Origin of the sequence: Rhodococcus sp. 05-2254-6, assembly GCF_002258565.1 — a bacterium.
Lineage (GTDB): Bacteria > Actinomycetota > Actinomycetes > Mycobacteriales > Mycobacteriaceae > Rhodococcoides.
The window spans coordinates 1-21,660 of record NZ_NOZF01000142.1 but is presented as its reverse complement, the minus strand read 5'-3'; the positions used below and the strand labels follow the sequence as shown (position 1 = coordinate 21,660).

Below are 21,660 nucleotides of genomic sequence, written 5' to 3'. Positions count from 1 at the left end.
TCGTTCGTGGGCGAACGACAGTCCGCGCGCGGGCAGGATCACTCGGGATCTGCCAGTGCCACTGCGGTTGCGGTGATCCGCGCGAGGCGGCGGCCGGGCGACGGAACGACGGTGACCGGGCAGTGCGCACGCGCCAGCACCGACCGGCTGGTCGAGCCCAGCATCATCTCTCCGTAGCCGCCGCGCCCGTGACTGCCGATCACCAGAAGTTGTGCGCCCTGTGCATGATCGAGAAGCGCCTGCACCGGCCGGTCCTTGACCACCACGGTGCGCACCGCCACCGTGGGATGACGACGTGTGTGCGGCTCGAGCATCCGGGTCAGTTGATCCGCCGCTGCGGGCCGATTGGCCGGCCATTCCAAACCCCGAATCGGAAGCCCGACCGTCAGATCCGCGTCGGACCAGCTGTGCACTGCCGTGAGCGGAGCCGACCGCACGGAGGCCTCCTCGAATGCCAGCGCCACCGCCGCCGCGCTCGCTCTCGTTCCGTCCACCCCGACGACCACCGGATGCGTCGTGTCCAGGCCGTCGCCCGACCAGCCACGGACCACCGTGACCGGGCATCGAGCATGGGTGGTGACGGCGAAACCGATCGACCCGAGTGATCGTTGCTCGGCCCCGCCGAGACCGCGGGTGGCGATGACGACCATGCGGGCGGTGGTCGAGAGGTCGAGCAACGTGGCAACGGCAGGATTCTCGGACGAGACGGTGTCGATGCCGATCGGACCGGCCGTCGCGCTCACGCGGGACGCCAGCGCCCTGGCCTCGTCCAGAATTGTTCTGATTTCCGATCTCGATTGCTCGACAACGGGTTCGGGGAGTATCCCCACCCCCGTCAGCGCCTTCGGAAGTGGCATCGCCGAGACGAGAACCAGATCGGAGCTGTGTAGGTGTGCGTCGAGAACTGCCCAGCGCACTGCATCCAACGCTGCAGCTGATCCGTCGACTCCGACGACGGTCGGTAGTGAACCCATCGTGCGACCTCCTCGGTCGTGGTGTCGGAACATCCATCAGACGCCTCGCACAGTCTCGGGCGCGGCAGGACAACAACACCGACACGAAGGACTTTGGTCCATTGATTCGGTGACGAAAGGTCGGGCCGGCCGTACCTGCGACCCGTAGGCTCGGAAGTCGAGGCGCCCAGTGTGGACGCAGGTGAGGGGTGTCGCCGTGGTCACGGTGTTCTTGGTGGACGATCACGAGATCGTGCGGCGTGGTCTGATCGACCTGATCGACTCCGATCCGGACCTCGAGGTCATCGGTGAGGCGGGCAGTTGCGCTCAGGCGCTGGCCCGAATCCCGGCCCTGCAGCCGGACGTTGCCGTGCTCGACGTGCGCCTGCCCGACGGCAACGGCATCGAACTGTGCCGCGAACTCCTCGATCGCCTGCCGCTCCTCAAGACCATGATGCTGACCTCGTTCACCGAGGATCAGGCCATGCTCGACGCCATCCTCGCGGGCGCGAGCGGCTACGTCGTCAAGGACATCACCGGCATGGAGCTCACCCGCGCGATCAAGGACGTCGGGTCCGGTCGGTCGCTGCTGGACAATCGAGCAGCGGCGGCGCTGATGGACAAACTGCGAGCCGGAACGGCGACCCCAGGACCTATCGACCACCTCACCAGCCAGGAGCGCACGCTGCTGGATCTGTTGGGAGAAGGCCTCACCAACCGGCAGATCGCAGCCAGGATGTTCCTGGCCGAGAAGACGGTGAAGAACTACGTCTCTCGGTTGCTGGCCAAGCTCGGGATGGAGCGGCGTACCCAGGCTGCGGTGTACGCGTCGAAGCTCGCCGATACCGCTCCGTCGGCCGGACAACCGGGGTCGCGGGATGGATGACCACCGCGCGGAGACCACGTCCTCGTTGCCGCAGTTGCGACTCGGTGAACTGTTGGCCGAGGTTCAGGACCGGATAGGCCGAATCGCCGACGCCAGAGTCCAGGCCGACGGGCTGCTCGACGCCATGCTCGTCATCACCTCCGGCCTCGATCTGGAAGTGACACTGCGCTCGATCGTGGAATCGGCCGTCGACCTCGTCGATGCTCGGTACGGCGCACTCGGCGTCCGCGGCGACGGTCACGGGTTGAGTGCGTTCATCAATCACGGCATGGACGAGGACACACGAGTGGCCATCGGCCCGCTCCCCACCGGGCGCGGGGTGCTCGGACTGTTGATCGACCAGCCGAAAGTGCTGCGCCTCGAGGATCTCTCGGCGCACCCGGAGTCGGTGGGATTTCCGCCGAACCACCCGCCGATGAAAACTTTTCTCGGCGTCCCGATTCGGGTTCGTGACGAGATATTCGGCAACCTCTATCTCACCGAGAAGAAGGACGGCAAGCAGTTCACCGAGGACGACGAGGTCGTCACGAAGGCGCTGGCGTCCGCGGCCGGCATCGCCATCGAGAACTCGCGACTGTACGAGGACTCACGGGTACGCCAGGCCTGGATGGAAGCAACTCGGGACATCGGCACCGAGCTGCTCGCCGGGACGGACATCGACGAAGTGCTGCAGATGGTGGCGCGGAAAGCATTGCACCTGACCGGTTCCGATGCGGCGTTCATCGCGGTTCCCGAGGACGGTGACCAGCCGTTCGAGGATGTCACCGAACTGGTCGTCACGGTCAGCGAGGGGCTCGGATCCGATCGCATGATCGGAGCAGTCATTCCGATCGAGGGTTCGAGCTCGGGATCGGCATTTCGACGTCGAACACCGTTGCGCAAGGAACGACTCGAGTACGGTGCCAAGGAATTGGGCTCGGCTTTCGGGCCCGCACTGATTTCACCCTTCCGCGTCGCCGAGGGCGTGAGCGGCGTCCTGGTGGTGCTCCGCACAGAGGGGCGGGGGCCGTTCGACGATTCCCAACTCGAGCTGGTCTCGAACTTCGCCAATCAAGCTGCATTGGTGATGCAGATCGCCAATTCCAGCCGCCGGATGCACGAACTCGAGGTGTTGTCGGACCGGGACCGAATAGCCCGCGACCTGCACGATCACGTGATTCAGCGAATCTTCGCCGCCGGATTGGCTTTACAGAGCACTCTGCAGCGCACCGAGTCCGAGGAAATTCGGGTGCGACTGTCCAGGACGATCGACGACCTGCAGGACACGGTGCAGGACATCCGGACGACGATCTTCGACTTGCAGAGCACGTCCCACTCGGCCACGCGATTGCGTCAACGCATCAATGCGGCGGTACTCGAACTCACCGAGAACGTCGATATCCGTGCCGTCGTGCGGATGTTCGGGCCTCTGTCGGTTGTGGACACCAAGCTCGCCGATCATGCCGTTGCCGTCGTTCGTGAGACGGTCAGCAACGTCGTCCATCACGCGCAGGGCGACACTGTGACCGTAACCTTGTCGGTGGGCGACGAGTTGCAGATCGTCGTGTCCGACAACGGGATCGGGATGCCAGAGGACACCACCGCCAGCGGACTGTCCAACCTCGGTGCCCGTGCTGTCGAATGCGGTGGGTCGATGAACATCGGTCCCGGCTCCTCCGGACGCGGCACCGATGTGACCTGGTCGGTACCGCTGCCCTGACGGGTGCAGTCGTTCGTCACCTGTTTCGGTGACCTCCGGCCGCTGCGTCGGGTGGGTGTGCGCTCGTAGCGTTCTCGGTGAAGGTGCAGAACCTATCGTCGCACCACCGAGAGGAACCCGATGAACAGTGCACACACCGCCGGACCCGTCGTGGTCGGTATCGACGGATCGGAGACCGCGCTCGATGCGGTCCGATTCGCCGTGCAGGAGGCACGTGGGCGGGGGACGTCGCTTCGTTTGATCCACGTGATCGCCGGCCACGACGAGCCCGAAAACGTCTACGGCGCTCCGGATGTCGACGGCGACTATGCCCGCGCGGCATTGAGTCGCGCAGCGCATGTGGCCGCATCGATCGATCCGGCGATTGCCGTGGAATCGGTCGTTGCACACGGGCGGCCCGAATCGGTGATGTCGACCGAAGCGGGATCTGCGTCTCTGCTCGTACTGGGGACCACGACCGGCAGTGCAGTGACCGCCTGGGTACTCGGATCGATGGTCGGAGCCGTGGTCGAAGCATCGCCCAACCCCGTGGCGATCGTCCGGCACTTCGACGCCGAACGCCGCGGACCGGTCGTCGCGGCGCTGGGTGATGCCGACATTTCACAAGCCGATGTTGTTGTCGCTCAGGCGTTTCACGAGGCATCGATCAGGTCGGCCAGCGTGTTGGCGGTGCACACCCAGGCCGTCTCCTCCATTCTCGCGTCCGCCCTCAGTGGACCCGGTGACGGGCTACACCCCGAATCGGCAATGGACGTTCGGCTCGAACCCTTCGGCGCGGACTACCCAGACGTTCGCGTGGCGTCGGTGTACGCCGAGGCCGACTCGGGATCGGAACTCGTGGCGGTCTCCGAGACGGCCCAGCTGATGGTGGTCGGCCACGAGCGAGACAGAGTGCCGGGACGAACACTGACCGCCGTACTGCGGCATGCCCATTGCCCCGTCCTCGTCGTCCCGCACGCATGAGTACCTCGAGGCAGTCTCCGATCGTCGTCGGTGTCGACGGCTCCGGCTCGTCGCTCGACGCAGTCGGGTGGGCCGCTCATGCGGCCGAGTTGCGTGGGGTACCGGTGAAGCTGGTGTCCGCCTATCAAGTCAAGGTCCTGTACACCAGCTTCGTCGCGCTGCCGTCTCACATCGGCTCCGAGGAGCACAAAGCCGCCGAGTCGGTCCTGGCCTGGGCTTCGCTGGTTGCGCGACGGTCGGTGAAGGACCCCGACGGTCTCGAGATCGTGAGCGAATCGATTGTGGGCCCGACGATTCAGGCCATGCTGGAGCAGTCCTCCAGTGCCTCGATGATGGTGGTGGGCTCGCGCGGCAACGGCGATTATTTCGCTGAACTGCTCGGCTCGGTGAGCACCGCGGTGGCCGTTCAAGCGCACTGCCCGGTGGTCATCGTGCCGAAAAGTGTGGAGCTGCATTCGTCGGGAGGCCCTGTTGTCCTCGGCGTCGACGGGTCGCCGCACAACCAGAACGCCGTTCGGTTGGCATTCGACGAAGCCTCGCTCCGAGGAACGGAATTGGTTGCAGTGCATGTGTCCACGGACGAACCGATCTCCTCGCCCGACGCGTCCGCGACCGACAGATCCGATGCGATCGTGTCGAACGGCCGAACCGTGTTGGCGGAGAGCCTGTCCGGCTGGAGCGAACAGTATCCGGACGTCGTGGTCCAGCAGAAAGTGCTGCGCGGCAACGTGGTCGAGAAGATCCTCGAGGTGTCACCGCGCGCCCAGGCCGTGGTCGTCGGTTCGAGCGGACGCAACGGTTTCAGCGACAGACTTCTCGGATCCACGGTTCGTTCACTGGCCCACCGCGTCGACTGCCCGTTGATCATCGCCCGCGGGTAGCTCGACGGGTCCGGCAGTCACGACCACCGCCACTGCCGGATCTCGGGGAGGTCCTCGAAATGCTCTCGGATGTAGGCGTCGTGTCGTGCCAGTTGGTCCTGGCAGTGTTGCCGTAGTGCCTCGGCACCGGTCGGCGTGGTTGTTGTCCGGTCGAGTGCCGCGAGGGCGAGATGGTAGCGACTGATCTTGTTGAGCACCACCATGTCGAACGGTGTTGTCGTGGTGCCCTGCTCGATGAATCCGCGCACGTGGAACCGCTGGGCGTCCGGTCGGCCGTGCACCAGTTGGTGCACCGCACGGGGATAGCCGTGGAACGCGAAGACCACATCGACCGAGGTGGTGAACAGGTCCGCGAACTGCTCGTCGGAGAATCCGTGGGGATGATCGCCGACGGGGAGCAGCGCCATCAGATCGATGACGTTGACCACCCGAACCCTGAGCTCGGGAGTCCACGTCCGCAACAACTCTGCGGCAGCGAGGGTTTCCTCGGTCGGGACGTCGCCTGCACACGCCAGAACGATCTCGGGATCTTCCTCGGCGTCGACCGATTCGGTGCCGGCCCAGTCCCAGCGGGACGCACCTGCCGCTGCATGCGCCCGCGCCTCGGGAAGCGTCAGATACTGCGGGTGACTCTGCTTGTCCACCACCAGAACGTTGACGTGACCTCGACTGCGGAAACAATGATCGGCAACCGCGAGCAGCGTATTGGAATCCGGTGGCAGCCACACGCGCACCACATCCGATGCCAGAGGAATGACCGCGTCGATCAGTCCGGGGCCCTGATGGCTGAATCCGTTGTGGTCGTTGCGCCAACACGTGCTGGTGAGCAGCACGTTGAGCGAGGCGACGGGTGCCCGCCACGCGAGTGTTGCCGCGTGCTGAAGCCACTTGGTGTGCTGGATCAGCATCGACACGCTCACCATGGCGAAGGCCTCGTAGCTGGCGAACAGGCCGTGTCGACCCGACAGCAGATACGCCTCCAGCCAGCCCTCGCACAGATGCTCGCTGAGCACCTCCATCACGCGACCGTCGGGACCGAGATCGTCGTCGAACTCGGTGGTCGGCAACTGCCAGCATCGATCGGTCACCTCGAACACCGCCTGGAGCCGGTTGCTCGCGGTCTCGTCGGGACAGAACAGGCGAAAGTTGCCGCCGCCGTGGGGTTGTGCGTTGTCGAGATAGATATCACGCATCATCTCCCCGAGCACGGTGGTCGTCTCGTGCGACGTGCGCCCCGGGGACTCCACGGTGAGCGCATAGTTCTCCAGATCGCGAATGACCAAGGGCTGCAGAAGTAGTCCTCCGTTCGCATACGGAGTGGCACCGAGACGTTCGGTGCCCGACGGAGCGAGCTCGCGAATCGAGTCGACGGGAGCGCCGTCGTCGTCGAACAGCGATCGGGGCTCGTAGGACAGCAGCCACTTCTCGAGCTGCGCCAGATGCGACGGGTTCTCGCGGACTCCCGACAGCGGTACCTGGTGCGCCCAGTGGGTGCCCTCGATGAGCTTGCCGTCCACCTCGTGCGGCCCGGTCCAGCCCTTGGGGGTGCGCAGAACGATGGCGGGCCACTCGATGTCGTGCTGTGGTTCTCCGTTGCGGGCGGCGTGCTGGATTGTCTCGATCGCGTCGTGAGCTCGCGTGAGGGCTGCGTGGAGCGCCGGGAACACCTCTCGTGGGTCGTCGCCTTCGACGAACAGGGGTGCCCACCCCTGGCCGCTCAGATAGTCGGCTACCGATTGATCGGTGCTGCGTCCGAGAACCGTCGGTCCGGAAATCTTTCCGTCGTTCAGATGCAGGATGGGCAAGACGGCGCCGTCGCGAATCGGGTTCAGAAAGGCCGGGATCTTCCACGAACCGGACAGAGGACCGGTTTCGGCCTCACCGTCCCCGACGACACAGGCAACGATCAGATCCGGATTGTCGAACGCGGCACCGGCGGCGTGGACGAGGGCGTAACCCAGCTCGCCGCCCTCGTGAATGCTGCCCGGAGTCTGGACGCTGACATGGCTCGGAATGCCCCCAGGAGTGGAGAACTGACGGCACAGCCGTCGAACGCCCTCGTTGTCGAGCGAGATGTTCGGGTAGATCTCGCTGTAGGTTCCCTCGAGGTAGGTGTTCGCCACCAACGCCGGACCGCCGTGGCCGGGACCGGTGACGTACAGCCAATCCGAATGGGTTCGACGAATCACCCGATTGAGGAGGGTGTAGATCATCGAGAGTCCGGGACTGGTGCCCCAGTGCCCGAGCAGCCTCGGTTTGATGTGCGCCACCTCCAGAGGACGACGCAGCAATACGTTGTCCTGCAGATAGATCTGCGCCACCGTCAGATAGTTCGCCGCAGCCCAATAGCGCAGGTCCGCGTCCAATTCGTCCGAGTTGTAGGAAGACTCGATCGACTCCACGCTCATCGATCGGTGGGAACGACGACGACGGGAACATCCACCGAATGCAACACCGCACGCGAGGTGGAACCGAGAAGCATCGACGCGAATCCACCCCGACCGCGGCTACCCACGACGATCAACTGCGCTGCCTCCGACGCTCGGACCAGCTCACGAACAGGCCTGTCCTGAACCACCACTCGATGGATGGTGACGTCCGGGTAGTCCTCCGACCAGCCGGCCAGGCTCTCCGCCAACGACGTCTTCTCGGCGAGTTCGGAATCGATCCACGGACCCTCGTCGTCGCGCGTCAACACGCTGCCGAGTTCGAGGTCGCTCCAGGCGTGTACGGCGACGAGGTCGACACCGCGCAGTGACGCTTCCTTCAGAGCGAATCCGATCGCAGGCTGACTGTTGGCGGTGCAATCCACCCCGACGACGACCGGACCATCGCTGACGATGTTCGATTTGACCACCGCAACAGGGCATTTCGCATGCGTGACCACTGCGGTACTGACCGACCCGATCAAGCCGCCGGTGAACTCACCGAGCCCCCTCGAGCCCACGACGATCATGGCGGGAGCGACGTCGAAGTGCGTCAGGTTCCTTGCAGCAGAGCCGTGTTCGAGGCGCGTGTCGAGAATGAGCGAATTGCCGGCCGCAGTCTTGTGCGCAACATCGACCGCAGCGGTCAGCACACGCTTGGCCTCGACGTCCGGGTCCGAGAATGCACCGATCCGGAGACTGATGGCATCCCCGTAGGTTCCCGGCGCGAACAGAGACGACGTGACCAACTCGAGCGGAGCGTGGCGTCGAACGGCCTCGCGCGTTGCCCAGCGGACCGCGTCGAGCGATGTGGCAGATCCGTCGACTCCGACGACTACCCGACTCGATGCATTCATGACGAATTCCCGTCCATTGACTTACGTGTGCAGATACCCACCGAGCATGGCTCGGATCGGCTCGTCGCCGACAGAGGCGGAAGTCCTTCGGTGCGGGGCGGAAGTCCCTGCCTGCTACCCCTAGGGGGTATGTCTTGCTATCGTCGGAGACATGCATCCAGTGATCCGACGCCGTCGCCCGGGCTTCGCCTCGGCGACCGGATTGCTGATCGCACTGACGATCTTCGGGGTGCTGCTGATGCACTCGGCGACGCCGACCGCGTCGGCGAACACCGATCATGCAGCCATGGCGTCGGCGATGCACCATGAGGGGCCCGTGCAGGTGGCGGTCGGTGAACACGACTGCCCGGCGGCGCACCAGATGATGCATCCGTGCGCGGGAACCACGGTGTCGTGGGCTGCGCTGTCGGTTCCGTCGACGAGCGTCGACCTCGGCTACTCGCTGATATCGGCGGACGGCATCGGTGGGCGCACCGACTCCATCTCGGAGCGTGCTCCGCCGTGGACCCTCTGGGAGCTGGACAGATCGGTGACCTTGCGAGTGTGACAGGGAGCCCGGTGAACGTACGACCACCGGCGGATTGACTCATCCCTGTATTTCGCACTCGTTCAAGGAGTTTCACATGCGTACAACACTCGTCGCTTCGCTGGCTGCTGCCACCGTGAGCGCATTTCTCGTCGCAGGCTGCAGCAGCGACACCTCCGACTCGTCGATGGACGGCCATTCGATGGGCTCGTCGAACTCGTCGTCGGCGTCATCGACCCAGTCCGATGCGTCGGCAGAATTCAACGAAGCGGACGTGATGTTCGCGCAGATGATGTACCCGCATCATGCGCAGGCGGTCGAAATGGCGGCAATGGTCCAGGGCCGCACCGACAATCCGGACGTCGTGGCGTTGGCGTCGGCGATCGAGGCCGCACAGCAACCGGAAATGGACCGAATGACCGCCTGGCTTGCCGAATGGGGTCAGCCCGCGCCCTCGTCCGACATGGGTGAGATGGGCGGAATGGACCACAGCTCGGGCATGGGCATGATGGCCCAGGAGGACATGGACGCGTTGAGTGCGGCCACCGGTGCCGAGTTCGACCGCCAGTGGCTGACGATGATGATCGAGCATCACGAAGGCGCGATCGAGATGGCGAACACCGAGATCGCGGACGGCTCGAACCCCGACGCACAGGAAATGGCTCGCACGATCGTGGCCACGCAGCAGCAGGAAATCGACACCATGCGGGCGCTGCTCGGCTGACCCGGATCGACACCGAGGGCCGCGCTCCTGATCAGGGGTGCGGTCCTCGAGTAGGCTGGCCACTCGGAGAGTCCTTCTCTGCGGTCGGTCCGAGGGAGAATATTCACATGGCACGTCCACGGGTATTGGTCATCGGCGGAGGATTCGGCGGGCTGCACGCGGCGCGCCGTCTGCGTAACGAGGACGTCGATGTCACCGTGCTCGAGCGCGGCACCTCTCACGTCTTCCAGCCACTGCTCTATCAATGCGCCACCGGTCTGGTGTCCGAGGGTTCGATCGCCAGTCCGCTGCGGCACCTACTGCGTAAGCAGAAGAACGTGTATGTGGCGCTGGGTGAAGCGACCTCGGTGACCGCGGTGGGTGACGGTGGAGTGGTGACGGCCAGTCGGTTCGACGGCTCGACCTTCGAGCTGCCCTACGACTACCTCGTCGTTGCCGTCGGAATGCAGCAGGCGTATCACGGCCACGACGAATACGTGCAGTGGGCACCGGGGATGAAGACCCTCGACGATGCCCTCGCGATCAGGCGAAAGCTGATCTCCGCCTTCGAGATGGCGGAGTCTCTGCCCACCGTGGAGGAACGCCGACCATGGCTCACGTTCGCCGTGGCGGGGGGAGGCCCGACCGGAGTCGAATTGGCCGGTCAGATAAGGGAACTCGCGACTCGGGCGTTGGCGAAGGAGTTCGACACCATTCACCCGTCGGAAGCGCGGGTGCTGCTCTTCCACGGCGGTGACCGCGTCCTCGAATCGTTCCCCGATTCCCTGACGAAGAAAGCGCAACGCACCCTCGACGCGGTAGGCGTGGAAACCCATCTCGGAGTTCACGTCACCGACGTCACGGCCACCGACGTCGAGGTCACGGCCAAGGCCGAACCCAAGACCGTCACTCGCTACGACACCCACACCGTGCTGTGGACCGCAGGCGTCGAAGCCGTTCCGTTCGTGAAACGACTCGCCGACGCGATGGGCGTCGAACAGGATCGCTCCGGACGCATCGCCGTGCAGCCGGATCTCTCGATCCCGGGACACCGCAACGTCTTCGTCGTCGGAGACATCATGTCGCTGAACAAGCTCGCGGGAGTCGCCGAAGTTGCGATGCAGGGCGGACGCGCGGCGGGCGCGGCCATCGCAGCAGACCTGTCCGGCTCTGCGCGTATGGATTTCAAGTACCGAGATCTCGGCACCGCGGCCTACATCGCCCGCGGTCACGCACTGGTGCAGGCCGGGCCGCTGAAGATGTCGGGCTTCGTGGGCTGGGTGTCGTGGGGAGTCATCCACATCGCATTCCTGGCCGGCAACCGCAATCGCGTCGGGACACTGATCAACTGGGCCGCAACCCTGGCCACCGGTACCCGACGCGAACGTGCCATCACCTACGGCGACCCGGAAACTGCGCGTAAGCCGTACAACTAGGTGGCTGCGAGAACCGCGCCGGGGTTGAGGATTCCGAGCGGGTCGAGCGTCTTCTTCAACGCGCGCTGCACCGACATCGACACTTCGTCATGCTCGACAGTCAGCCACGTGGCCTTCAGCCTGCCCACGCCGTGCTCACCGGTGATGGTTCCGCCGAGTGCGAGGGCGCGGCGGGTGATCGCATCGAACGCGGACACTGCTGCAGCCTTGCTGTCTGGGTCGGAGGCGTCGTAGATGATGGTGGGGTGCAGGTTGCCGTCACCCGCATGCCCGAAGACGCCGATTGTCAGATCGTGTTCCGCAGCAATTCCCTCCACCGAGGTGATCAGATCGGTGATGGCCGAGCGGGGCACGGCGACATCGTCGAGTAGCCAGTCCCCAAGACGTTCGAGCGCAGGCAGGGCAAGGCGGCGGGCTTCGAGCAGCATCGCGGCCTCGGCAGGATCGGAGCCGATGACGACATCTTCGGCCCCGAACTCGGTGCAGATGGACTCCAGTGCAGTCATCACGGCCGCGGCGTCAGCGTCGTCACTCTGAATCAGCAACAGTGCGGCGGTGTTGTCGCCGATACCCATCTTGGTCAGATCGTCGACAGCCTTCACGGTGGTGCGATCGAGGATTTCGAGCATCGACGGAGTGATGCCTGTGGACGCGATTGTCGATACGGCCGAACCTGCTCCTTCGAGAGTGGGGAAGGAGGCGACAAGAGTATGTGGGGCACGAGGCGCGGGCAACAACTGAACGGCGATCTCGGTGATGATGGCCAGTGTGCCTTCCGAGCCGACGAGCAGATGCGTCAGGTCATATCCTGCAACGCCTTTCACGGTGCGTCGGCCAGTTCGTAGGACCCGCCCATCGGCCAGCACCACTTCGAGGCCGAGCACGAAATCTCCAGTGACGCCGTACTTCACGCAGCACATTCCGCCGGCGTTGGTCGCGACGTTACCGCCCATGGTGCTGAAGGTGACGCTGCCTGGATCCGGCGGATAGAAAAGGCCGGCCTCCGACGCCCTGGTACGCAGGTCGGAGGTGATGACCCCCGGTTCGACTACAGCGAGTCGGTTCACGGTATCCAGTTCACGGATCCGGGTCATCCGATGCAGGCTCAGCACAACGGAACCCGTGGAGGCGTTGGCTCCGCCGCTCAGTCCGCTCCCTGCTCCGCGCGGGACAACTGTGATCGAAAACTTGCTTGCCGCCGTCATGCAGGCCACGACATCTGCGGTGGTGCGGGGCATGAGTACCGCTGCCGGGACCCTGCTGTCGGTGAACTGGGACTGGTCGCGGGCGTATCCGGCGACGATATCCGGGTCGACAACCACGATGTCGGCAGGCAGTGCATCGACCAGAGCCGCAATGTCGGTGTTGGCCGGGGCTTGGGCGGGGGCATTCATGCGAGATCCTCGATAGCTGCTCGATGTTCGCGAGCGAGTTCTACGTAATGATGGGCGTTGCTGCCGTTGGCTTCCACAGTATTCGCGTCGAGCATGCGCCGGATTTTGCCGGGAACGCCCGCAACCAACGAACCTGCCGGGATCACGGTGTGCTCGGTGACCACCGCCCCCGCGGCGATCAACGACCCGGCACCGATAACGGCACCGCTCATGATCACCGCACCCATTCCGACGAGCACGCCGTCCTCGACAGTGCAGCCGTGCAGGATCGCACCATGACCGACGGACACGCTTCTGCCAACGAGAACCGGCATCCCAGGGTCGGTGTGCACGATGCAGTTGTCCTGAATGTTGGTTCCCACGCCGATGGTGATGGGTTCGGCGTCTGCACGCAGCGAGGCTCCGTACCAAACACTCGTGTCGTCCTCGAGAGTCACCGCGCCGACGACGGATGCGTTCGGTGCAATCCAAGCCGACTGTGCGAGAACAGGTTGCTTCGATCCGAGAGACACCACGAGACCTGTCTTCGTAGTGGTCACAGCGCCCGCACCGCCAATCCGCCGTCGACAGGCAAGCAGACGCCGTTGATGTACGCCGATTCGTCGGAAGCCAGGAACACTGCAGCATTCGCGACGTCCCACGGTGAGCCCATCTGTCCGGTCGGACTGCTGGCGTGTCGCGCCGCCATGGCCTCGGCTGCAGCGCTCGGGTCCACCAATTGGCTTGTCACCAGGGGAGTATCGATCAGACCGGGAAGAATAGCGTTGACTCTGACACCTTGGGCGGCATATTGCAGGGCCAGTGCGACGGTCAGCTGATTGACCGCGCCCTTCGTCGCGCTGTAACTCGGGTAGTTGAAGCCGGTGTAGCGGATGCTCGCGGTAGAGGAGACGTTGACGATCGAGCCCCCGCCGTGCGCGAGCATTGCAGGCAGGACGTGCTTGCAGGTGAGGAAGACTCCGGTCATGTTGACGGCCACCGACCTGTTCCACTGTTCGAGATCGAGCTCGGTGATGTCCCCGACGCCCGCAGCTCCGACGTTGTTGTGCAACACGTTCGGTGGACCCAACGCATCGATGGCTTGAGCTACAACGGACTGGACCTGCTGCTCGTCGGTGACATCGGCAACCAACGCCACTGCGGTGCCTCCCGCGGCGGTGATCTCCGCTGCGGTCAACTGCGCTTCGGTGTGATTGCGGTCGATGGCAGCAACCGTCGCGCCCTCGCGGGCGAACGCCAACGCAGCAGCACGGCCGTTGCTCAACGCCGCTCCACTGGAACCGGCACCGAACACCAGCGCAACCTTGCCTGTCAGACGGCCGGTCATCCTGAGATCTCCTCTACCAAAAGCTCGAATGTCACCGCGACGAGATTGCCGTGCTCGGCGAGTTCGCCGGTGTGCACGGTGCCGTGGCGGTCGATGGCGCAGACCGACACGTGTGCCCGGGAGAGCTGGTCACCTTCGAGCTTGGCGTGGCCCGCGATGGTCACTTCGGTTGCCGGACCGTCGGCGACAGCCTTGCCGTCGCCGCGAATCAGGGTGGCGCCGACGAGGCTACCGAGGCTGCCGCGAACCGATGCGGTCTGCATTCCTGCGTCGATCATGACGCGCCTGATGGCGTCGTGGATTTCGACTCCTGGCCGGACGCGAGTCATGACCGCACGGCGAGAACTGCTGAGAGACAGAGCTACCGGTGCCGGCGTGAACACCGGCATCGCGGTTTCGTCGTCCACGCCACTGGTGAGAGCGACCGAATCGAAGGCGTGCAGAATCGCATCCACGGGCGTGGCACCGACGACGGTGTCCGGCCACAGATGACCGCCGCGCAACGCGCCGTCCGCATCGAACCATGCTGCGTGGCAATGCATGAACCGTTCACCCTCGCGGTGGCCGACCGTGGCGCTCCCTCCGACGATGGTGGCAGGCGCTACGGCCTCGAAGGTTTCGCTGTACCACGCTGCGCGAGATCCGTCGGTGCACAGTGCCGGAATGCAGTAGGAAACTCGAGACAAAGGCCCGCCGAGCAGTTCGACTTGCCCTGAATCCGCACCCAGGCGGGTCAGCGCCTCGTCGATCGCGTCGACCAGTCGGCGTCCGGGGGCCAACGACAACCGCTCGACGACGGTTCCTGTCGCGACGGACTCGAGCCGCTGCTGCCCCTTTTGGCCTGGGTGCACAAGGGGTTTCAATTCGATAGATGTAGTCACGACGCCGTCTCCAGCTTCTCCGAGTACGGGCCCCACTTCTGCTCGGCGAGTTCGTCGCGAATGGTGCGTTTGACGATCTTGCCGTAGCCGGACTTCGGCAGTGAGTCGCGGAACAGAACGTAGCGCGGCAGCTTGTAGCGGGCCATGCGATCGCCGAGCCAGGCCGTGAGCTCCTCGGCGGTCAGTTCTTTACCGGCGGTCCGAACACACACTGCAACGCCGACTTCTCCCCATTTCGGGTCGGGTACACCGAGTACCGCGACCTCGTCGATCGCGTCGTGAGTGAGGATCTTCTCCTCGATGTCGCGCGGGTGGATGTTGGAACCGCCCGAGATGAACATGTCCGACGACCGGCCCGTCACGTAGACGTATCCGTCCGCATCCATGACGCCGAGGTCGCCGGTCCGAAACCACCCGTCCCGGAACGCCTTTGCGTTCGCGTCGTCGTTGTCGAGGTAGCCGGCGAAGACAGCGGGTCCGGCGACGCACAGTTCACCGATCTCGCCGGCTGCAACCTCGTGACCGGTCTCGTCCTGCACGCTGACCAGCATGCCGGTACGCGGGTAACCGCACGTGGACGCGGCGAGCCCGTCGGGTACCGGCCGTCCGTGCTCGGAACTCGGGAGAACGGTGATGTTGCCGGTCACCTCGGCGAGACCGTAGTACTGAACCAGCACCTCGCCGAGAACCGCGCGCGCTCGTTGCTGATCCGGGGTGTACATCGGCGCACCCGCGTAGATCACATGCTGAAGGGAAGAATGATCGTGCCGATCCACGGCTGCGTCGTCGACGAGCACCTTCAGAATTGTCGGGACGGTGAACATGTTGGTCACCCGCTCGGATTCGACCAGGCTCCAGACTTCCTCGGGGAGCAGGCTGGCCGACGAAGGGAGAACCGTCGCGGCCCCGCGCGCAACCTGCGGCAACATGTGCACGCCTGCACCGTGGGACAGCGGCGCGACAACAAGTGAGACGTCGTGGCGGTCGGTGGTCGGCATCAGATCCGCGAGGTGATTGTTGATGACGAATCCGAGCTGATCGTGCGTCAGAATCGCAGCCTTCGGGGTGCCACTGGTGCCGGACGTGAAGAAGTACCAGGCCGGATCTCCCGCCCAGGTGGCCATGGCCGCGGGCGTTGCGATCGATGCGATGTCGGCGACGGAGCCCGCGTTCTCGCTGTCGATCCACAGGACTCCTGCAGGCAGACCATGCGCGGTCTGGACGGCATCGACGTGCGAGGTGGTCGATGCATGCGCGATCATCACGCTGGGCCTGCACACTCCGGCAATGACCACGACGTCGTCATTGTGTAGGCGGGAATTGACCGGTGCCAGAACCCCGCCCACTCGCCAGGTTGCGAACATCGCCTGGATGAGCTCGGGATGGTTGGGGCTGTCGAGCATGACGACATCGCCCTTCTGGACGCCGCGGCGCTGCAGATCTGCGGCCAACGCGTCGACACGGCGATCCAGATCTTGCCAGGTCCACCTCGTGGTGCCGTGTACGACGGCGGTACCGCCAGGGAGACGCCGAGCGGTTTGCCTCAGTATTTCCGCCAGGTTCGTAGCTCGTCTCGGCGTGCTCATCGGACTCCCTCCAGAACCGTGGCATAGTTCGCGACGGCCGCGCCACCCATGTTGAAGACCGCGGCCCGATCTGCGTGCGGCAGCTGCATGTCTCCGGCCTCACCGGTCAATTGCATTGCAGCCATGACATGTTGGGACACGCCCGTAGCCCCGAGCGGATGCCCCTTCGCCTTGAGGCCTCCGGATCGATTGACCGGGAGTGGACCGTCCGCCTCGGTTCGGCCCTCGGCCAACACCTCGCCGCCCTTACCGGGCTCGGCGAGTCCGAATGCCTCGTATTGCAGGAGCTCCGCGATGGTGAAGCAGTCGTGCGTCTCGATCAGGTCGAGGTCCGCGAGAGTGACTCCAGCAGCGGCGAGGGCACCGCGGAATGCGCGAGCACCACCGTCGAACGCGAGCACGTCATCGCGTCGGGAAAGGGCGAGGTGATCGTTGGCTTGATGGCGACCGAGGATTCGGACCGAACGACGTGCAGTAGCTGCAACTTCCGGTAGCGCGACGACCAGGGCGGCGGCACCGTCGGACACCAGGGAACAGTCGGTACGCAGCAGCCTGCCGACAACGGCAGGGTTCTTGTCCGACGGCGTCGCGCAGAAGTCGAACCCGAGATCGCGTCGTAGATGCGCGTAGAGGTTGTCCACACCGTTGTGGTGGTTCTTGGCTGCGATACGGGACATCGCCTCCCTCGGATCACCGTAGCGATCCGCGTATTCGTCAGCGAGAGAGGCGAATACACCAGCAAAGCTGCCCATGTGCGCCTCGGTTGCTCGATGCGAACCGGAGAGCAGGATGTCGTTGATGTCGTCGTTCGAGGTGGCCGTCATCTTCTCGGCACCCACGATCAGTGCGACGCGGCCGCGGCCTGCCTGTAGATAGTCGAGACCGGTGTACAGGGCTGCGCTACCGGTGGAGCATGCATTCTCTACGTGCACAGCAGGAACGAGAGCCAGATCGGGCTGACCGGCACCGACGAGGGCTCCCTCGAAACCCTGCCGGGAGAAGCCGTTGTTGAACACGCCGACGGTGATGATGTCGACATCTGCGGCGTCGAGTCCTGCGTCGGCGAGAGCACTGACCGACACCTCGGCGATCAGCGACTCGACGTCCGGGCTCTCACTTTTCCCGAATCGGGTGTGTGCCCAGCCGATGATGTGCGGTGCGGTCACGTCTGTCCTCTCGTCGTGTCGCGTGAGGCGGATCACGTCCCCACGCCCTGTCATAGTCGTCGGATGCCGCGTTGCGTGGCACCGTCGCAGGACGAGAGGACTTGCAAAGAATTCCTCTCGTTGTCGAACGCAGTCGTTGCGACAGCGGGAGGAAAGCGGGACTCGTTTCCCCTCTCTCGGCTCGATGATCGGAGCTGGCTGCCGCAACAGACTGAGTGCACATCGACAAGGAACGAGGGGCTGACGTGCGCGCAGTGCTCAAGACCGAACCCGCACCGGGCTTCGACCTGGTGACCGACTATCGCGAACGAGACCTCGAGCGTGGCCACGTCCGCATCGAAGTCGGTGCAGTGTCGGTGTGCGGTACCGACCGTGAGACGTACGAGTACGGTCCGGCCGTCCGGGACCTCGGCTTGCGATTGCCGGTGGTCACCGGGCACGAATGCGCGGGCACCGTGATCGAGGTTGCCCCTGACGTCTCCACCTTGCGGGTGGGGGATCGTGTGGCTGTCGAGACTCATGTCGCGTGCTTCGACTGCTACCAGTGCGCGCGGGGCAACGCTCACAACTGCCTGCGGATGGATCTTCTCGGACTGACGATCGATGGCGCATTCGCCGAGCGAGTGGTGCTCCCGGCGTCGACGTGCTTCTGTCTTCCGGACGAGCTGACACTCGAGACTGCGGCCCTGCTCGAACCCGCAGGAAGCGCAATGCATGCTGTGCAACGGAGCGGACTGAACCTGGACGGCGCGCACGTCCTGGTCAGTGGTGCCGGGCCCATCGGTCTTGCCGCGCTGCAAATTGCCCGCGCGAAGGGAGCCGAAGTGCTTGTGGTGGAGCCGAACTCACACCGAGCCGCGATGGCAGTGGAACTGGGTGGATCACTGGTGGCACCGGGTGAGCACCTGGCGGAGCAGGTGTGGGAACGGACCGGCGCGGCGCAAGGCGTCGACCTCGTTCTCGAATGTTCCGGAGCCCTTGCTGCGTTGGCCGCAGGGTTCGAAGTTGTCCGCCGTGAGGGAACCATCGTCAGCGTCGGACTGACCAACCGGCCTCTCGAGCTGAACGCAACTCGGCAGTTGATCAGTCGGGGACTGACCCTGCGCGGCAGTTTCGGACGTCGGATCTGGGATTCGTGGACGGAACTTGCCGGCCTCGTGGCGTCGGGCAGCGTCGACCTTTCCCGTCTGGTCTCGCACCGGATGGAACTCGAAGACGTGGAGACGGCCATCGGGATGTTGTCCGGTGAGGCCTGCAAGGTGGTCCTCTATCCGCAGGGAGTGCCGGCGCATCTCCGTGATTCGGCCGTGTCGATCAACGCTGTTTGAGCGACGGGAACGGGTCGAATCCCTCGGCTTTCATGGCATCGGCGACGCGTAATCCGAGGTGCAGGTGCAGACGAACGGTGCCGTCGTCGAGGTCGATGTGGACCGCGTCGCGAATGCGGTCGAGTCGGTAGTACAGCGTGGTTCGGTGGATGAACAGGGCCTCGGCGGCTCCAGGGCCCGATCCGGCGTGGTCGAGGAAGGCCCGCAACGTGTCGAGGAGTCGGCCCGACGGGTCCACCTCCGCGAGGCGGCGTAGCTCTCGAGGAACAGCGGTGATATCGAAATCCTGAGTCGGGACCCTGGCCAGCACGCCTAGGACCCCGGCACGTTCCCAGCTGACGACCGAGTCCTCACCGAAACGGCGCGCGATGGTGGCCGCGAGCCCCGCCTGCCGTGCGGACAGCCAGGCCTCGTTCATTGCGGGTACCAGCGCCCCGATCCCTGCTTCCACACTCGCACCGCGGCCGGCCACGTCTGCGGCGTCGCGCACCATTGTTCGGGCTTCGGCGACGACGGTGTCGAGGTCGCGTGCGGCAGTGGCGAGATACACCAAGTGCCCGACGTCGCCGATGACCGTGTGCAAGGCATCGCCGCGGCTGCGGGAGCGGCCGGCAGCGAGCGCGTGTCGGAGCGCGATCACCGTCAGGTCGCTGTCGTTGCCGTGACGCAGGGCCAACGTGACCACGCGGACCGGTCCCGTCGGTAGATTCGACGTGGCCAGGGCGCTCTCTCGGGCTGACTCATCCGAGCCGAGAACCGCCGATGGAAGGGTCTCCGTTCGGCCTGAATCGAGTGGGACGCTATCGGTGGCCACCATAAGTGGTGCGATCTCGGCAGCTGTTTCGGCGATTCGGGTCAGATCGGCGTCGGTGATGGTGTTCTCTGCATCGATCACCAGGATCATGCCGAGCGTCTCGCCGCGCCACCGGACGGGAACGCCTGCGCGAGCGTGTAATCCGAGACTCTCGGAGCCCTCGATCCTGCCGGGCTTGGTCCACTGGCCTATTCCGCTGGACAGCAGGAACCCGATGGCCTCACTGCCTGCGTCGCGGTTCAGCATGGCGCGTATGCGGACTGGATCCTCGTCGCCGAAGTGGCGGCTGGCGAACAGCATTCGTACTTCTGGATCGTTGACGACGACCGATCGGCCGAGTTCATCGGCGAATCGGTCGACAATCGCTTGCACGCTGTCCCTCGTCACGGTCAGACAGTACTCGCGTCCAATTCGCCGTCACAGGCCCCTGTGAGACGTATTCGACAGAGAGAGGAAACTGACAGCTCGAGCTTCGTCAGTAAACGGTCGTGACACAGGTCACTTGGGGAGCAAGGTGTGTGAGCCCCCCTTACATGGTGGAACTCGGATCGAAGACTGGAGCGATAGATGACGTCACGCACCCACTTACCCGGCGCTGCGACGCCGGACAACGAGATGGCCAACCGTGTGATGCGCAAAGTCGCACTGCGCTTGATCCCGTTTCTCGGGCTCGCCTATTTCCTGAACTACATCGACCGGACGAACATCTCGTTCGCAAAGTTGACGATGAGCGAGGACCTCGGCCTGACCGAGACGATGTACGGACTCGCCAGCGGCTTGTTCTTCGTCGGGTACATCCTTCTGGAAGTACCGAGCAACCTGGCTCTGCACAAGTTCGGTGCACGTCGTTGGATTGCTCGAATCCTGGTGTCGTGGGGTCTTATTGCGGCTTTGATGGCATTCGTTCCCAACGCGACCTGGTTGAACATCGCTCGCGTTGCCCTCGGTATTGCCGAAGCCGGCTTTTTCCCGGGGATCATGCTCTACCTGACGTTCTGGTTCCCCAGGGCGGTACGCGTACGACTCGTCGGTATGTTCATGGTCGCGCTACCTCTGTCGAGTGCATTCGGTGCGCCGATTTCCGCAGCGATCATCCAGTACTGGGACGGTCTGTTCGGCCTCGAGGGATGGCGGGTGATGTTCCTCGTCGAAGGCCTTCCGACGGTTTTGCTGGGCATAGCAGCATGGTTCTACTTGACCGACCGTCCTCGGGAAGCCAAGTGGCTGACTGCCGATGAGCGGACCTGGCTCGACAAGCGGATGAACTCCGAACACTCCGAGAAGGCCGAGTCCGGCCACGGATCGGTTCGCGAGTCTCTGCGCAACCCGACGGTGTGGCTGCTAGGCGTGACGTATTTCGGTATCGGCTACGGGTTGTTTGCGATCAGCTTCTTCTTGCCGACGATCGTCGCCGGCTTCGCCGAGCAGTTCGAGACCACCTTCTCGATCGCCGAGAACGGAATGATCGTCGCGGTGCCGTTCTTCATCGCCGCCGTTGCGATGATCCTGTGGTCCAGGCGATCCGACCGCCTCAAAGAGCGCATGTGGCACCTCATTGCCCCGACTGCCCTTGCTGCAGTGAGTGTTCCGATCGCAATGTACATGAGCTCGCCGTTCCTCACGATGGTGTTCATTACGCTTACCGCGGTAGGAATCTTCTCTGCGTTGCCGATCTTCTGGTATTTGCCGACCACCTTCCTTACCGGGGCTGGAGCCGCAGCAGGCATCGCACTGGTGAACACCATCGGCGCATCGGCCGGACTGGCGGCTCCCTACATGACAGGCTGGCTGCTCGATACCACCGGGACCTCGAAAGCGGGCCTCTGGGTAGTGG

At 64.5% G+C, this 21,660-nt stretch carries 19 protein-coding genes; 9 read left to right on the top strand and 10 right to left on the bottom strand.

Going from position 1 to position 21,660, the window contains the following annotated elements; genetic code table 11:
* Positions 1 to 38 precede the first annotated feature (38 nt).
* On the bottom strand, positions 39 to 974 hold the full coding sequence (locus CH256_RS18740) for a universal stress protein (RefSeq protein WP_179272145.1): 936 nt from the start codon (positions 972 to 974) through the stop codon (positions 39 to 41).
* 196 nt (positions 975 to 1,170) lie between these two features.
* Here CH256_RS18740 and CH256_RS18735 point away from each other — a divergent pair, with 196 nt between their 5' ends.
* From CH256_RS18735 to CH256_RS18720, 4 genes are all read left to right on the top strand, one after another.
* A complete protein-coding gene (locus CH256_RS18735; RefSeq protein ID WP_068055658.1) occupies positions 1,171 to 1,839 on the top strand; it encodes a response regulator in 669 nt (222 codons plus the stop codon).
* Positions 1,832 to 3,538, top strand: a complete 1,707-nt coding sequence (locus CH256_RS18730; RefSeq protein ID WP_094670272.1) for a sensor histidine kinase — start codon at positions 1,832 to 1,834, stop codon at positions 3,536 to 3,538. Before CH256_RS18735 ends, CH256_RS18730 begins: the two co-directional genes overlap by 8 nt.
* A 120-nt stretch (positions 3,539 to 3,658) precedes the next feature.
* Positions 3,659 to 4,501 (top strand): universal stress protein, encoded by an 843-nt coding sequence (locus CH256_RS18725; RefSeq protein WP_094670271.1) that lies wholly within the window; start codon positions 3,659 to 3,661, stop codon positions 4,499 to 4,501.
* A complete protein-coding gene (locus tag CH256_RS18720; RefSeq protein ID WP_094640778.1) occupies positions 4,498 to 5,382 on the top strand; it encodes a universal stress protein in 885 nt (294 codons plus the stop codon). Before CH256_RS18725 ends, CH256_RS18720 begins: the two co-directional genes overlap by 4 nt.
* Positions 5,383 to 5,399: 17 nt before the next feature.
* Here CH256_RS18720 and CH256_RS18715 read toward each other — a convergent pair whose 3' ends face one another.
* Positions 5,400 to 7,790: a phosphoketolase family protein gene (locus CH256_RS18715; protein WP_094670270.1), complete on the bottom strand. Its 2,391-nt coding sequence runs from the start codon at positions 7,788 to 7,790 to the stop codon at positions 5,400 to 5,402.
* Positions 7,787 to 8,665: a universal stress protein gene (locus CH256_RS18710; RefSeq protein WP_094670269.1), complete on the bottom strand. Its 879-nt coding sequence runs from the start codon at positions 8,663 to 8,665 to the stop codon at positions 7,787 to 7,789. Before CH256_RS18710 ends, CH256_RS18715 begins: the two co-directional genes overlap by 4 nt.
* Positions 8,666 to 8,816: 151 nt before the next feature.
* Here CH256_RS18710 and CH256_RS18705 point away from each other — a divergent pair, with 151 nt between their 5' ends.
* The 3 genes from CH256_RS18705 to CH256_RS18695 all read left to right on the top strand — a co-directional run bounded on the left by CH256_RS18705 (position 8,817) and on the right by CH256_RS18695 (position 11,330).
* The gene (locus CH256_RS18705; protein WP_094670268.1) at positions 8,817 to 9,212 is read left to right on the top strand and encodes a DUF6153 family protein; all 396 of its coding nucleotides are present in this window, start codon (positions 8,817 to 8,819) and stop codon (positions 9,210 to 9,212) included.
* 76 nt (positions 9,213 to 9,288) lie between these two features.
* Positions 9,289 to 9,915 carry a DUF305 domain-containing protein gene (locus CH256_RS18700; RefSeq protein WP_094670267.1) on the top strand — a complete coding sequence of 209 codons (627 nt, stop codon included), beginning with the start codon at positions 9,289 to 9,291 and terminating at the stop codon, positions 9,913 to 9,915.
* A gap of 107 nt (positions 9,916 to 10,022) precedes the next feature.
* A complete protein-coding gene (locus CH256_RS18695; protein ID WP_094670266.1) occupies positions 10,023 to 11,330 on the top strand; it encodes an NAD(P)/FAD-dependent oxidoreductase in 1,308 nt (435 codons plus the stop codon).
* On the opposite strand, the gene CH256_RS18690 is transcribed toward CH256_RS18695, so the two are convergent.
* From CH256_RS18690 to CH256_RS18665, 6 genes are read right to left on the bottom strand one after another with little or no spacing between them, the layout of a single operon-like run.
* The gene (locus CH256_RS18690) at positions 11,327 to 12,724 is read right to left on the bottom strand and encodes an FAD-binding oxidoreductase (RefSeq protein ID WP_094670265.1); all 1,398 of its coding nucleotides are present in this window, start codon (positions 12,722 to 12,724) and stop codon (positions 11,327 to 11,329) included. The genes CH256_RS18695 and CH256_RS18690 overlap by 4 nt on opposite strands.
* A complete protein-coding gene (locus tag CH256_RS18685; RefSeq protein WP_094670264.1) occupies positions 12,721 to 13,263 on the bottom strand; it encodes a gamma carbonic anhydrase family protein in 543 nt (180 codons plus the stop codon). Before CH256_RS18685 ends, CH256_RS18690 begins: the two co-directional genes overlap by 4 nt.
* Positions 13,260 to 14,051 (bottom strand): SDR family NAD(P)-dependent oxidoreductase, encoded by a 792-nt coding sequence (locus CH256_RS18680; protein WP_094670263.1) that lies wholly within the window; start codon positions 14,049 to 14,051, stop codon positions 13,260 to 13,262. Before CH256_RS18680 ends, CH256_RS18685 begins: the two co-directional genes overlap by 4 nt.
* Positions 14,048 to 14,932, bottom strand: coding sequence for a PCC domain-containing protein (locus CH256_RS18675; RefSeq protein WP_094670347.1), 885 nt, complete (start codon positions 14,930 to 14,932; stop codon positions 14,048 to 14,050). The genes CH256_RS18680 and CH256_RS18675 overlap by 4 nt, the downstream gene beginning before the upstream one ends.
* Positions 14,929 to 16,518 carry an AMP-binding protein gene (locus CH256_RS18670; RefSeq protein ID WP_094670262.1) on the bottom strand — a complete coding sequence of 530 codons (1,590 nt, stop codon included), beginning with the start codon at positions 16,516 to 16,518 and terminating at the stop codon, positions 14,929 to 14,931. Before CH256_RS18670 ends, CH256_RS18675 begins: the two co-directional genes overlap by 4 nt.
* Entirely contained in the window at positions 16,515 to 17,684 is a 1,170-nt protein-coding gene (locus tag CH256_RS18665; RefSeq protein WP_094670346.1) for a thiolase domain-containing protein, read from the bottom strand. Before CH256_RS18665 ends, CH256_RS18670 begins: the two co-directional genes overlap by 4 nt.
* 245 nt (positions 17,685 to 17,929) lie before the next feature.
* Between CH256_RS18665 and CH256_RS18660 the strand changes: the two genes are divergently transcribed.
* The gene (locus CH256_RS18660; protein ID WP_094670345.1) at positions 17,930 to 19,012 is read left to right on the top strand and encodes an alcohol dehydrogenase catalytic domain-containing protein; all 1,083 of its coding nucleotides are present in this window, start codon (positions 17,930 to 17,932) and stop codon (positions 19,010 to 19,012) included.
* On the opposite strand, the gene CH256_RS18655 is transcribed toward CH256_RS18660, so the two are convergent.
* Positions 18,999 to 20,213 carry a PucR family transcriptional regulator gene (locus CH256_RS18655; RefSeq protein ID WP_094670261.1) on the bottom strand — a complete coding sequence of 405 codons (1,215 nt, stop codon included), beginning with the start codon at positions 20,211 to 20,213 and terminating at the stop codon, positions 18,999 to 19,001. The genes CH256_RS18660 and CH256_RS18655 overlap by 14 nt on opposite strands.
* A 180-nt stretch (positions 20,214 to 20,393) precedes the next feature.
* Between CH256_RS18655 and CH256_RS18650 the strand changes: the two genes are divergently transcribed.
* On the top strand, positions 20,394 to 21,660 hold a 1,267-nt coding region (locus CH256_RS18650), incomplete at its 3' end, for an MFS transporter (protein ID WP_094670260.1).